The organism is Methylophaga sp. F-2 (assembly GCF_056859315.1).
The window spans coordinates 918484-933800 of the sequence record NZ_JBSXOF010000019.1; the positions used below are offsets into that span (position 1 = coordinate 918484).

The following is a 15317-nucleotide window of genomic DNA, read 5'->3' on the forward strand; positions in this document are numbered from 1 at the left end:
AAACTTCTAGAACTCGCAAAAAATGCGAGTTCTAGAAAAGACTGATAAGTTAGTTTGCGGTCCAACTGTTAGCTAGAACAGGCTGAAGATTATCCTTAACGTCCTGTGGAATAACATTTCCAGCTCCCATAGGTACATCATATGCAGCCATTGCAGAGACAAGTTGATCGATTTGATTATTCATTAATACCATTGAACCTGATTCAAACTGGTCAAGTTGATGCTCAGTACCGTCATACCAGTTTGAAATCGTTATCTGATCATCCGTCCCTTCAACGTTAATTTGAAGATCATTATCACTTCGGCTAAACCAAAGCGCATCATAAGAGATATCGTTTTCAAAAGCGATGACATCGTTATATGTCTCTGCAGCGTTAGTATCATTTTGTATGATCTGGTCTTGACCGTCATTCAAGCCAAACTTAATACGATCATTACCATCTCCCCCCTCAATTAGGTCATTCCCCGCGCCACCTGACAAAATATCATCCCCAGCTAATCCAGAGAGATATTCGTTTGCACTCGTACCTGTGATAGTGTCATTGCTCGTTGTACCAGTCATTACGTGACTCAACGCATCTTCGATAACAACAGTATCTGTTGGTGCTGATACACCAAATGCACCGTAGAGTTGGTTAGCAGTAATTTGAGAGCCATCTTCGAAATCTAGACTATTAATAGTATTGGCTACCGCAAAGAAGTTATTAACCTTCACCTGATTACCTGTACTAGCTATACTCAAGATAAGATCATCACCAGACCTCATTAGGCCACTTGCAACATCTGAGAAACCAATACCATCTATGAAACTAATTGTATTTACACCCATAGAATCAATGATGATGTCTTTACCGCTTCCACTACCTATGATGTATGTATCATCACCATCTCCACCAATGAGTTGATCGTCACCAGCACTACCAGTTAGAGAATCGTCACCCTTCCCACCCAATATCACATCATTATCGAGCGTCCCAGTAAGTGAATTATCTTGTCCATCACCTAGCGTTAATTCACCTGAAAATAGAGTAGTTGTTGGTGCTGTCTCGCCAAAGGCTGAAAAGACCTGGTTCGATGTGAGTTCACTCCCAGTATCAAAGATCATTTTTTCAATTGTGTTAGTCACTGAGAAGAATCGTTGTATCCGTACAGACCCATTTCCAGTGGCAATATTCAAGATTAAATCATCACCAGAACGCATTAACCCACTGGCAACATCATTAAAGGTAAGGCCACCAGAAAAGTGAATTATATTATTGCCATCTGAGTCGATAATGATATCGTCTCCATCGCCAGGATTAATGACATACGTGTCATTTCCTGCTCCTCCCATCAAGTAGTCATTTCCTTGACCGCCTTCCAGGGCGTCATCTCCCTCACCAGAGGCAAGCACTTCATTTTGAGTCGTTCCTGATAAACTATCATCACCGGAGAAATCTAGATGAATGTCACTTGTTGTAGGAGTCGTTGGTTGCTCTGGATCTTCAGGATCTTCGGGCTCCTCTTGGTTACCTGTCGGTAAATCTGTTAATTGGTTGGAGATATCATATGGTGTTTGTGTATATCCACCATTCGGTTGAATCATGATTGCATAATTGCCACCTAGAAAATGGTTGATAACTTTTACTTGTTGTTCCAGATCACCATCAACTAACACAATCAAATCATTGCCCATCTGATGATAACTTAATCTTTCCGGACTTACATTATTAAAGAACAAGATGTCTTGACCATCACCAGCATCACTTATGATGTCTTGACCATGACCTGAATAGTAGTAGTAATGATCATCACCATTGCCTCCATCCATCGTATCATTACCATCTTCACCGAAAAGTGTGTCATTCCCCTCACCACCGAACAACTCATCATCCCCGGAACCTGACCCTGAACCATTGCCTCCAGATAGCCAGTCATTACCATCTCCACCTATGAGTCGGTCGTTATCTGAGAAGCCATACAACTCATCGTCACCTGCTCCTGCAGTGATGAGATCAGTCCCATTTGTACCTAACAACTGTTCACCATTCTCTGTACCATTGATGGGATTCCAAATCACATCATCTATAGAGAGACTGAAAGTTGTGGTAACTGATGCACCAGCCAAATCTGTTGCCGTCACAGCGATGATATAACTACCTTTATCCTCTATGGATGGTGTACCAGAGAAACTACCAGTTTCGCTATCAAAGAGTAACCAAGAAGGTATGGCAGAACCATCATCTAAAGTAACCGAATATGTCAATTCATCTTCATAGTCGATATCATTAAATGTTGATTCAGGTATCGTAAAGTTGATCATTTCACCAGCAAGAGCAATATGATCTAGAATAGCCATTTCTACAGTAGGTGCATCATTGACGTTGTTGACTATCAAATTAAATGTTGTCTTAGTAACCCCCCCACGACTATCCGTAGCAAAAAGGTTTATCTCTAAGTAGGCGATATCTTGACTTGTAGGGTTACCAGAAAACGTTAGCGTGTCTGGATCAAATGATAACCAACTTGGCAATTCTGAGTTCCAGCTACCTTCAGTAACTGAATATGTAATCGAGTCATTATCTAAGTCGATAAAGCTATTTGCTGGAAGAGTAAAACTGAATGGTTGACCTTCGTCAGTATTCTGTTCATCAATCGGCGTGGTTAAAAATGGCAGGTTATTAAATTCAGACAAATCATTTTCTAGGGCTTGCCAGGTAGTGCCATCAGAAAACGCAATTTTATATAAGTTGCCAGGGTTGGAACTGTACCAAGAAACTATTCGTATGGAATCATTACCATTTTGATGAGAGAGAATAAGATCATTACCATCTTGATAATAAGTAATATCTGATGGCTCAATTCCAGCATCAAATTTAATAACATCTATCGAAGTAGAACCGTACACATCGATGACATCATTACCCCACCCTTCACTAAAGTAGTAAATATCAGATCCATCACCGCCGTTAAGGGTGTCATCACCTTCACCACCATATAAATGATCTTCTCCATCACCTCCACTCAGGCAATCATTACCTGCACCACCATACAGTTGATTATCGTACTGATTTCCCCCTATATTATTGTCTGCATCTGAACCATAGACATCGTAGTTATATACAGAATCTTCTAAACTAACATTTTCGATATTGGTTCCAACAAGGCTATAGCTACGACTACTACCCACGCGTTTTTTGATAATGACCTTATCAATCCCTTGGTTTTCACTTTCAATTGCCACATCTCCAGCACCTAAAATATAGGTATCATTCCCCCAGCCACCAGACAGGACATTTGAATTAGAATTTTGACTGCCATCGAGTAAATTATCGAGATTATTGCCATTACCATCAATGGCATCATTTCCAAGTAAAGTCAGTTTCTCGACAAAGTCAGGAAGGGTATAACTAATAGTTGTGCGCACCTCATCATTATAAGCTGAACTATCATCACCATTACGGATGACCTTATCACCGACATTATCAACATAGAAAACGACAGAACCTAATCCTAGAGCAACCATGGTATCAGCCCCTGACCGACCATCCAGTACATCTCCATGAGCACCACCAGCACTACTCATTAAGATATTATCTAAGTCATTACCTATGGCATATACAATAAAGTTTGAATGAATGCCTGAGCCATCATCCAAAAAAAGATTTTCAATGTTGTCACCGAGGGTGCCACCATTTCGATTTATAACTGTATCGATGCCTTCATCAGCATATTCAACGGCTGTCGTGTTGTAATAAATATCATCCCCTTTACCACCATATGCGATATCAGAACCGCCCATACCATTAAAGGAGTTGTTACCATCATTACCAATTAAAATGTTGTTTAATTCATTGCCAGTGGCATCGATATTTAGAAGGCCGGTAAGGGTTAAGTTTTCGATATTGTCTGAAAGGGTATAATTTCTGGATGAATAAACTGTATCGGTGCCAGAATCTTCCTCTTCTACAATCACATCATTACTATGATCTACAGTGAACTCATCATCACCAGTAGTTCCGTATGCTGTGTTGACAGAACCTACTTGGATGACATTTTGAATATCTGCATTTGTCCAAACAATGCCATCCCCATTATCAAATTGAACCTCAGCTAGGGCCTCTCCAATAATTTGGATTTGATTCTGCGCCTGCCCATCAATGATGATAACTAGCTGTGAATTACCATCATTGTAAAACGTGACATCTTCTGGATTAATCCCAGCTCCAAAACGTAAAACATCCCCCGAGGTCGATTTTATAGTATCAACGCCATCGCCACGCTGATAAATATATAAATCACTACCACTGCCGCCATCTAAGAGATCAGTACCTGCCCCACCAATTAGTCTATCAGCTCCGTTACCGCCATATAATTTGTCATTACCGACTCCTCCGGTTAAGTGATCATCACCATCATAACCATAGATTTCGTCATCACCCGCTATGCCATCGTATACATCATCGGTTGCATATCCCTGGATTAAATCTGCATCAGAGGTGACATTGTTTACCATGCTATTGATGGTTTCTGTATCCCAAACAACACCGTTTTGAAAAGAGATTGTACTAAGAATACCTTTACCATTACTTTCAGGGTTGAGTGTCCCGGTATAAGTAAAGTAATTATGGACTTTAACTACTTGTTCACCAGCATCGCCAATTTTTAAGACTAAAGTACTCCCCTCCCTATTCATTTGAATATCTTCGGGTGAAATACCTTCCAAGAACTCTATATTGTCATCAAGAAGCGAGTACTTGTCATAATTATGTATTTGAGTAATGCCTAATCCATTATTCCTTTGTATTCGATAGGTATCCGTCCCCTCACCACCGCTGACCGTGTCATTGCCGATACCGGTGAGAATAATATCGTCTCCGTTACCGCCATCTAAATAGTCGTCGCCCTCTCCCCCGATTAAGATATCATTGCCATTTCCACCATGAAGAGCATCATCACCTGTTCCTCCGTTTAAGATATCGTTGCCATCATACCCATAAACCGTATCATCCCCACCCAATGCATCAAAATCATCATCAGACATAAACCCATGGATGTCGTCAGATTCTGACGTTATAGACATTACTTTATCGAGGATGGTGGAGAGATCCCAGACTGTCCCATCGCTAAATAAAATCGTTTCAATTAGGAAATTTTTCGTGGAATCTTCAACACCAACACCATTGAAATAATATTCCACATTTACGATTTGGCTTCCTTTAATAATAAATTGTAGGTCTGATGAGCCTACACGACTTACTTCAACGTCTCCGGGACTTATACCCTCTAAGAACTGCAGAGTACTTGAAGTGTTACTATAGCGTTTATCGTTATAGATATTAGTGATACCAGTACCAAGTTCTATTTGGTATGTGTCATTACCCCCACCACCATGTAGAAAATCATTTCCATTCCCACCCTTAAGAACGTCATCGCCCTCTCCACCATAAAGCATATCGTTACCGGCATTACCATTGAGAGTATCATTCCCATCATAACCATATAGAGTATCGTCACCATCACTGCCAATGAGTGTATCGTCCGAATAGTATCCTTTAATAGTTGCATTGCTATCAGATGACTCTATTACTAAAGATTTAACCGTTTCAGAAGTCCAAACGGTACCATCATAAAAATGTATTGAGTTAATAATGGAATCTTCATATTGTTCGGCGACATCAGAACCAGAGAAATATTTACTAACAATAACTTTCTGTGTATTAGATGAGTCAAGGATTAATACTAAGTCATTACCATCACGCGATACGTCAACGTTTTCAACTTCAATCCCTTGCAAAAAGTGTAGCGAATCTGAAGAACTATCTGAATCATAGTTATGAATATAGGTGGTTCCAGTACCTACAGAGATAAAATAAGTATCTTGCCCGTTATTCCCTCTAAGCTCATCATCCCCATCTCCTCCAGTGAGACTATCATCACCGTCACCGCCCGAAAGAAAGTCATTTCCAGCCCCACCATTCAATATATCATTGCCATAGTCACCATATAATGAATCATTCCCAGCCCCCCCCTCTATGGTGTCGTTACCACTTTCACCATAAAGCCTATCATTGCCATCATCTCCGAAAAGGTCATCATCGCCTAACTGTCCATGAATTTCGTCATCACCGGCTTGTCCGTGAAGGGTATCGTTATTATATGTACCAATGACATAATCATTCTCATCGCTAATATTAGGGACATAATTAGTCTCAATTAATGACTCAGTGGTGACTGTAGTACCATCTACAAAACTAAACTTCTCGATCGCAGTACTTGCAATGACTCCATTAGTGTAAAATACATCGTTGATTTGGATTGAATCGCTCGTAATTTGGCCATTCTCGTCTAAAAGAGTTAAGTACAGGTTAGTCATATCACGTGTTACGCGCAGATTATCTAGACTTATACCTACCCCAAAACTAATAGTGTCTGTACCTGAGATATCAATGATAATGTCACTACCATCTCCAAGATTATAAATATAATTATCGTTACCTGAACCACCACTCAAATAATCGCTGCCTTGGCCACCAGATAGTTCGTCATTACCTTCGTCGGCAGCTATTTGATCATTACCGACACCACCATATAAAATATCGTTGTCAGAACCACCTTGTAAGAAATCATCACCAGCATCACCATAGACAATATTCTCTCCACCACCAGCATAGATATAATCATCACCAGCTAAGCCATGAAATTCGTCAGCGGCCTCAGTGCCATATAAGTAGTCATCATCTTCAGTTTCACCTTGATCAAACTTGGCATTAATCAGCTCTGATAATGTGAGAGTAGTGTTATCAGAGAAGTGGATATTCTCAATAGCAGAATCAATGATGATGCCGTCAAAACTAAAAACATTATCTATTTGAATTCTGTCTGTTGTATGTTCACCGACACTATCCAACAACGTAATGAATAAACTTGTTGGATTTCGTGTAACGATCAGCGAATCGATTGTAATACCATCACCAAAATTGAGAGTATCGGTACCAGATGCATCAAAAATACGGTCACTACCATCACCGATTTCATAATAGTAATGATCATTACCATCACCACCGAAGAGTTCGTCATCGCCTTCGTTGCCTCGAATATAATCGTCTGAATTTGTACCACTCAGGGAATCATTATTAACCGACCCAACTACAGCTGTATCAAGTGCATAAGCACCCAATACAGGATCGGCTTTTATGTTTTCATATTGTTCATGTAGCTGGGTTGAGTAAATTGATAGCCCTCTCAGGGTATTTATTGCACCTTTAACAAGTTCTTCCTCTGTTGAATGACGACCAATTAGGTTTGCTATGAAACCTGACATATCCAGATCAAAATTTTGAGTATCAGAGTTATAGCTGAGCGACAATTCGGAAAATACATTTTCATAAACAGTTTGACTCATTAGTTGTGCTGTCACGTAATTCTTAAATTGAATGAATTCAGCAATTAGTTTCGGCGCAGCATGTCCGTGTGGATTAGGATCTCGTGCCCCCCAGCACCATGTTCCTAAATAATCTCTGCCAACTAAATTTTCTAATGTAACCAACTGTCTAGCATCCATTACATGCCCATATATCTGTGAGGGGTCACGACTATATGGATCAATATCTGCCGATCCTGTCCACTGATAGATGATGTCATCAATCAAACTGAATCGTTCATCATCACTAGTGGCATTAGTAAATTGCGTAACTAGATCAGTTAATAAATTATCACCAGCCATTGTTTGGCGCAGACTTAGCACATTTCCAAAGCCATTAACTTCAGGCAAGGCTAAAATTTCATCAGATAATTCAACCTCATTCCTATTAACGGTTTGCGTAGTATTAATCCCAAACCAAACATCTGCAGTATCTATCTCTGTACCATCAGCTAGATTAGCGGTACTTATTTGTTTTATTACATTGCCATTTCCATCAGATGTAGATATAGCTGTGTAATCAACACTTATCGAGTTAATACCGATATCTTCTAATTTAAACAATTCGTTTTGTTGAGAAATACCGTCAGAGTTGATATCTTGCCAAACGCGTAAATTTTCAAACTCTGCATCTTGTGCATTAATGATACCGTCGTCGTTGGTATCCATTTCAGCTAAGGCTTCATAGCCATTAGCTGCATTAGAACCATTGTTAAGTTCAGTATTATTACCGAATAACTCACCACCATCGTTAATAAGACCATCATGATTTCTGTCTAAAACTAGCAAACCATCATCTTTGTTTACCCAGCCAGTTCTCTCTGCTACACCATTTTTATCATGGTCGAAATATACATTAGCAGCCTGTGACATGGTTTCCACACCATCATTATCGAGATCTATAACCAATGGTGAGAGTGTAATTTCGGCATCATCAAACGCATCAGAAGGGTCATCTGAATTAAAGAGAGAAACTAATGCCTCTACAGAAAGAGAAAGGCCAGCCAACAAATTTAGGGCTGCTTGATAGACTTCAGCATTTAATTGTGAATATACTTTTATAAGTCCGGCTAATTCAATAATGCCTGTGGCATCGAGACTCCAATCAGCGATGGTTTCACTCAATACGCCATCACCTAAAGCATCAGTAAAGAAATCGTAAAATTCAGATGTTGTACCAGACCAGTCACTTGTCAAATTATCGAAAAAAGTGCCTAGCGCTTCAGCAAGACTCTGTCCTTCTTTTTCTACCCCATTACACTCAATACACCACATAGCAGGACCAGCTCTATCATCAAAAAAAGTTCCTGTCCAAGCAGAGGGCGGAAGTCCATTATTATTAAATACTTCATGGTGATACTGCCGAATATCACTTGCAGGAATAGGTTCCCAATTATTTTCTTGTCGGTATAAGAGATCTTTATTCATCAATTCCTGTGCGATTTGATCCCTGTCAAAAGTTACACCGTACTCACTGGCTTTATTCTCCATGAAGTTATTTGCATATTGTCCCCAAAAACCAGTATCTGTCGCAGCTTGGACAGCGAGATTGCCATAATCATGACCATTTTCCGCTAACAGATTGTAATATGACTGCGTATCACCTGCTTCTGCATATGCTTGAAGTTGAACTTGGAGTTGCGTTGATAATCCCATAACTAATTTCCTTGTCTATTTGATGTATCAAAAGCTGAAATAAGACGAACGATTTTCTTCTCTATGACTTTCCATTTTGAGAGATTTTTCTTTGAAAACGTGTACCTAACTAAAATATGTGATGAGTAGAATAAAATAGTCTGACATGATGGATAGAGCACAGATGCATCTGGATCACATCGCACCCAATAAAAGTGTTCTTCATCTTTTCCTCGATATATTTCATAATCTTTATGCAAGTCGTATGGCTTGTTAATTTCACTGTCTTTCACTAATCTTGCATCAGATATAAACTGGCGTATCAACCCATTTTTAAGCTCTACTTCTTTAATAACATTCCCATTGTAAATAACACTATCAGTGTAGAATTGTTTCATCGTCATATTTACAGGCGGATTCAGCTTTGGGAGGCCCTTTGCACGGACTTGAAAGCTAATCATGTCATTTGAACCAGGCATAAAAGCCTTTTTATTGTCTTTACTATAACCTTCCATATTGGGTAAAACTGTATGTAGGTTTACACCTGTGCGTATCCCCCCACCCCAATCCGTTTTTGACCAAATATAGTTTTTAGGTATTACAAAGTGTTTGTCAGCAATATATAGGTCTACCTCACTTATATCTGAGGATGCGCCCACGCCAGTATCAAGAAATTTATTAGTTTGTTGCTTTAAAATTAGTCCAAATATGACAAGTAGTATGAAAAAAAATAGTAAGAAAACTATTGCTTTACGCCATTGATGGTTATTTGTCATTCATCTCTCCCTCAAACTCTCATTCCCATGTCTCAACAATGGCGCCAAGAAAAACTCAATAATCCGCCGTGTCCCCGTTTTGACTTCAGCTGTCACCGCCATACCAGGCATTAACCTGACTTCTTTGTTATCTACCCATATCGTGTTTTTTTTCATCAAAAGATGCATGCCATAAATCAAGCCACGTTGCTCATCTACCGTGGCATCATCTGAAACAGTGGTGACTTCACCATCAATCACGCCATATTTGGTAAAGGGAAAGGTGTGGATTTTAAGTTCTGCTGGCATACCCTCATGAACAAAGCCAATATCTTTGTTTTCAAGAAAGACCTCCACTTCCAGCTGTTCTTCACTTGGTACGATTAACATGAGTTGCTGTGCTTCAGTGACAACACCACCCACAGTATTAATCGCTAGCTCTTGAACCTGGCCTGCAACGGGAGCATAGAGTATTTGTTTATTATTTAAATCAGTGGCTTTAGTCAGCTCTTCATCCAACGAAGCAATTTGCCTCTGCACTTCCGCCATGTCTTGTAGTGTTTGCGAGGTGGTTTGCGCCGTGAGCGTTTGTAATTGGTGTTTCACTTCCGACTCAGCTTCTTTGAGTTGATTAAGTCGCTGTCTTTCTGCAGCCAAATCTTGTCTTTGTTCGATACGTTGCTGTTCAAGCTCTAAATATTCGGTCTCAGATACATAGTTTTTCTCATGTAGTTTTTGTAATTTTTGAGCTCGCTTTTTAATAATCGGTAGGGTTTGCTCAAGCTTTTTAATGATTTCTTGACTTGCTGCTTGCTCATAACGCGTTTTTCTTAAAGTGTTATTCAGGCTACTTCGCTGACTCTCATATTCTTGCCATTGTTGAATGAGAAGCTGTTGATAGAGAACTTGATCGGTTTCATTTGTGCCTGCTGGTAAGACCAAAGTAGATTGTTCGACAGGGCTTTGTGGTGGCAGACTTAAGCGTTTTAGTAACGCTTGCTTTAGTGCTAACTGCATGGCAGCACTATGCCGTTCATACGTCAGTCTCTTTTTATCAGCACCGGTCAGCGTGCTATCGAGTTCAATCAGAGCCTGGCCTTTTTCGACATGCTCACCTTCATGAATCAGAATTTTTTTCACCACTGATTTTTCTAGTGGTTGAATCTGTTTCACTCGATTGCTGGGGATAATTTTGCCTTCGGCGCTCGCCACAATGTTAATTTCCCCCACACACGCCCAGATAATGGCAATCACTAAAAGCACAATAAGACTTCTGGCTAACCATTTCGCGATAGGGTGAGGCGGTGCTTCCTGAATTTCTAATGCCGCGGGTAGAAACGCCGCGAGTTCTCGAGTCTTATTGGAGTCGCCCATCGCATGGCGGTTTTGCCAGGCATCTGTCAAAACACTGAGCCACCTCATGAGGCAAAGCCTTCTGCTTTTGTCGTTTTTTGAGAAGTAACCGGGTGTAAGTTAGGAGTATGACTCTGATAGCTATGCAATTTTGCATAATAACCATTTTGAGCAATCAGGGCATCATGATTCCCTTGTTCAACGATACGGCCTTTATCCATCACAATAATGCGATGACATTGCCTCACGGTCGTTAATCTATGAGCAATAATAAAAACGGTACGTCCTTGGCAAATTTTTGCCATGTTATCTTGTACTAATCGTTCAGATTCATAATCTAAGGCGCTGGTGGCTTCATCAAAGATAAGTATTCTTGGGTTATTGATTAAGGCTCTGGCAATGGCCAGCCGTTGACGCTGACCACCAGATAGATTGCTGCCTTGTTCACCGACTAAGTTGTCATAGCCTTCTGGTAAATCAACGATAAACTCATGTGCTCCAGCCATTTTTGCCGCTTGGATAACCCGTTCCATGGGAATGGACGGGTCACTTAAGGCAATATTTTCACGAATGGTTCGGTTAAATAGAAAGTTTTCCTGAAGCACAACGCCAATTTGTTTGCGTAGCCAAACGGTATCAACCACGGACAAATCCACACCATCTATCAATACCCTGCCACCTTCTGGGATATATAGGCGCTGCACCAGTTTGGTAATCGTGCTCTTACCACTGCCGCTTCGACCCACGATACCAATCACTTCGCCAGGTTTCACCTGTAAGCTAATATCATCCAAAATGGTAGGCCCATCATTACAGTAACGAAAACGAACATGCTCTATTGTGACTGCACCTTGCAGAGTAGGAAGACGTGAACGATTGGGGTTAAAGCCTGGCTCTCTTGGCGTGTTAAGAATATCGCCCAACCGTTTAATTGAAATACCGGCTTGTTGGAAGTCTTGCCAAAGTTGCACCAGCTTTAATATCGGGCCACTGACGCGTCCAGCCAACATATTAAAGGCAATTAACTGCCCCACCGTTAATTTATTGTCCATAACGAGATGGGCGCCCACCCAGATAATACCTAGGGTCATCAACTTATTAATAAGACCCGCTACCTGATTCGCGACGTTATTAAGGTTCTGACTTTTAAAAGAGGAATGCACATAACTTGAAAGGTGATCTTCTAGTTTACGCCGCATTTGTGGCTCAACAGCCATAGACTTTACAGTCCCAATCCCAGTGATGGACTCGGTTAGAAAAGCAGTATTGGCTGCGCCATGTTTAAATTTTTCATCCAGCCTTTTACGTAAAATTGGCGTAATAAAGATTGAAAGAATGACATAACAAGGAATGGTGGCCAGCACTATCCATGTGAGCGTTGGGCTGTAGTACCACATTACAGCGAGAAAAACGAAAACAAAAAACAAATCGATAAGTAAGGTTAGAGCTGTCCCCGTAATAAAATTACGAATCGTATCGAGCTCCCTGACCCGAGCCACATTTTGCCCTACCTGCCGAGACTCAAAATAGGCTAAAGGCAGTGACATCAAATGATGAAATAGTCGTGAGCCGAGCTCGACATCCACTCGGTTAGTGGTATGACTGAAAATATAATTACGAATACCGCCCAATAGTGACTCAAACACTACAACGACAAAGAAACCTACGGCTAGGACATCTAAGGTTGTAAAGCCACGATGGACCAAGACTTTATCCATCACAACTTGGAAAAATAAGGGGGTTACTAAGGCAAAGAGTTGTAAAAAGAAGGAGGCTATAATGACTTCGGAGAAAAGTTTTCGGTATTTAACCAGAGAAGGAATGAACCAGGAGATATCAAAGGCTTGTTGAAGACTGTCACCCAAGCCTTGTCGTCGGGTGAGGGCTATCACCTCCCCAGACCATAAAGCTTCAAGTTCAAACCGCGTTAATGTCTTAGGCGCTTTATCACGTAAATCCTGAATAAGCACACCTGACGTGAATACATTATCGTCTTGATGGCTTTCTTCGGAGATTTTGGCGAGGATAAAATAACTGCCATCTTTAGCTTTTGCAATAGCCGGTAATAAGCCCTTATTGAGCTCAGAAAAAGACAGTGAAAGTTTTTTAGCTTTTAACGTTAGTGCTTTAGCTGCTTGGAGTATTTGGGTATCTGTAAAGTGCTCTCCAGGCTGCCCATACTCATGTGAAAGCTGCTCAGGTTCAGCAGGAAGCTGGTGAAAGCGGGCGAGAGCCACTAATGTGTTGAGTCCAGTATCCATACTGAATAATTCCCTATTTCATTCTTAACTCAACTTAACATTACGAGATAAAAATAAACAACACTCCTAAATCCTTTTTTTATGAATCTGTGATTGATTACACATTAGGAATTTAATGCAAAACTTCAACTCAAGAAAAAAGTTTTTGTCAAAAGAGTAATTACAAAACTTTAGCCAGCAATCTAGAGAAAGGCAAAATGATTACGAGGTTGGACATTATTCCCAGGCGCTATAAATAGATATAGGTTCCTAATAACATCAGATGAATTATCGCTATTTGACTTTATCCTGCATCTTTGGCAAGTGTCTTTATTAATTCTGCAACCTGATTAAATGCTTTTCTCAACGTATCCTGCTCAGTGATGATATATCCACCCGTTACATCACTATCTGTCACATGGTCTAACATTCTTTTTATCATTGTGGTGGGCAAACCGCACGCTTCAGCTAGTGTTGCAAAAGTTCTTCGGCAATCATGACTACTAAATGAAAGATTAATCTTTCCACTAATTGCATCTATATGCTTTTTGGGTGTCCACATTGTCTTGCTTTCATCAAACTTACCAGGAAAAACAAAATCACCCTCACCCGTATCTTTGTAAAGCTTTTTTAAAGCAGGAAGGAGAGGTTCTGGTATGGGTAACATGACATCAGTATTATTTTTAGTGTTAAAAACTGCCGTTTTTTCTCTAAAATTGACCTTATCCCACCTCAAATTTAGGGCACTTGAACTCCTGACGCCCATGTACAAGATCATCAAAAAATATGTTTTTGCTGATTGTGAGTTTAATTCTTGAACGGCTCTCAACCATTCACCTAACTTAGTACTAGGTATAACCCGTTTTGAACGTTTATTTTTATGCCAAAGTCGCGCGTTTTTTAGTACTTTTGTAGGAGACTCCTGGATCAATTCCAAAGCAACAGCATGCAGCATCAATAAACGAAACACTCGCATAGTGGCATTTGCAGTTGTTTCACCGATCATGCTTAGCTCTTTGAATTTTTTTTGAACATCATGTGTGGTTATCTCGACAACAGGCTTTTGCAACCAGTCAGAAAGATATTTATGTATTTTGTACTGATAGTCTTCTATTGTTTTAGGCTTTAGTGAGCGATTATCTAAATAAAGCGTCAGCAACTCATCTAAGGTTGTTTTTCTCGCTCGCATTTTTCGCTTATTAGATATGGGATCTTCGTTTCGAGCCAGCTCAAGCAAAATACGTTGAGCTTCGATGCGGGCATCTTTAACATTCCAATCTGAAAACTTCCCTATAGTTACATTCCGTAACTTGCCATTAGCTCTTTTCCTGACCATAAAAGAACGATTACCAGTATGACTGATACGAAAGATAAGCTTAGATTGCTCGCTATCAACGTAATCGACCCTACCTAAATCAGGGGGTGGAATATTTTTTAGACGGGCCTGTGTAAATGTAATTTTATTTGTCATGCTAATCCTCAGTGTAACTCCAGTGTAACTTCTTGTCGTGATTTACAAGTATTTAAGGTGATTTAGAATGAATAACCTTTAACAACATTTTTCCATAAACCACTGTCAATGTTAATATTTTTAGAATTTTTAAAAAGTTACCCATATGAGGAATTTATGACTGTTAATCATTGGGTCGCTGGTTCGAGTCCAGCTCGGGGAGCCAAAGAATATTGAAAGCCTCAAAGAGCAATCTTTGAGGCTTTTTTATTTCTGCATCGTAAATATTCCATTTCTCAAATAGCTCACTATCTCTCTATCTGATCATTCTTATAACACGCAATGTAGTGGTCAACTAATTCCGGACACGGATTTAGACAGATCTTCCGCCTTTGCAGGAGAAAGTCCATCGTTGAATTGATGTGGCCTTTTCCAGTTGTAATAATCCATCAGGTAATAGCTCACATCACGCATCGCTTCAC

At 40.1% G+C, this 15317-nt stretch carries 5 protein-coding genes, 1 tRNA gene and 1 pseudogene; 1 reads left to right on the plus strand and 6 read right to left on the minus strand.

Annotated features, from left to right (window positions below; all coding sequences use genetic code 11):
• Nucleotides 1–49: 49 nt before the first annotated feature.
• The 5 genes from AC13DA_RS13700 to AC13DA_RS13720 all read right to left on the minus strand — a co-directional run bounded on the left by AC13DA_RS13700 (nucleotide 50) and on the right by AC13DA_RS13720 (nucleotide 14856).
• Nucleotides 50–9058, minus strand: coding sequence for a calcium-binding protein (locus AC13DA_RS13700; RefSeq protein WP_284452129.1), 9009 nt, complete (start codon nucleotides 9056–9058; stop codon nucleotides 50–52).
• A 2-nt stretch (nucleotides 9059–9060) separates the two neighbouring features.
• Nucleotides 9061–9813: a hypothetical protein gene (locus tag AC13DA_RS13705; RefSeq protein ID WP_007145630.1), complete on the minus strand. Its 753-nt coding sequence runs from the start codon at nucleotides 9811–9813 to the stop codon at nucleotides 9061–9063.
• A complete protein-coding gene (locus AC13DA_RS13710) occupies nucleotides 9814–11214 on the minus strand; it encodes an HlyD family type I secretion periplasmic adaptor subunit (protein ID WP_284452130.1) in 1401 nt (466 codons plus the stop codon). It abuts the gene before it with no gap.
• Nucleotides 11211–13406: a type I secretion system permease/ATPase gene (locus tag AC13DA_RS13715; protein ID WP_284452131.1), complete on the minus strand. Its 2196-nt coding sequence runs from the start codon at nucleotides 13404–13406 to the stop codon at nucleotides 11211–11213. Before AC13DA_RS13715 ends, AC13DA_RS13710 begins: the two co-directional genes overlap by 4 nt.
• A gap of 283 nt (nucleotides 13407–13689) precedes the next feature.
• The gene (locus tag AC13DA_RS13720) at nucleotides 13690–14856 is read right to left on the minus strand and encodes a tyrosine-type recombinase/integrase (RefSeq protein ID WP_284452132.1); all 1167 of its coding nucleotides are present in this window, start codon (nucleotides 14854–14856) and stop codon (nucleotides 13690–13692) included.
• Between the two features lie 140 nt (nucleotides 14857–14996).
• Between AC13DA_RS13720 and AC13DA_RS13725 the strand changes: the two genes are divergently transcribed.
• Nucleotides 14997–15061: transfer RNA gene (locus AC13DA_RS13725), tRNA-Ser, on the plus strand.
• A gap of 125 nt (nucleotides 15062–15186) precedes the next feature.
• Here AC13DA_RS13725 and AC13DA_RS13730 read toward each other — a convergent pair.
• A pseudogene (locus AC13DA_RS13730) lies at nucleotides 15187–15317 on the minus strand (IS3 family transposase); the annotation flags it as partial.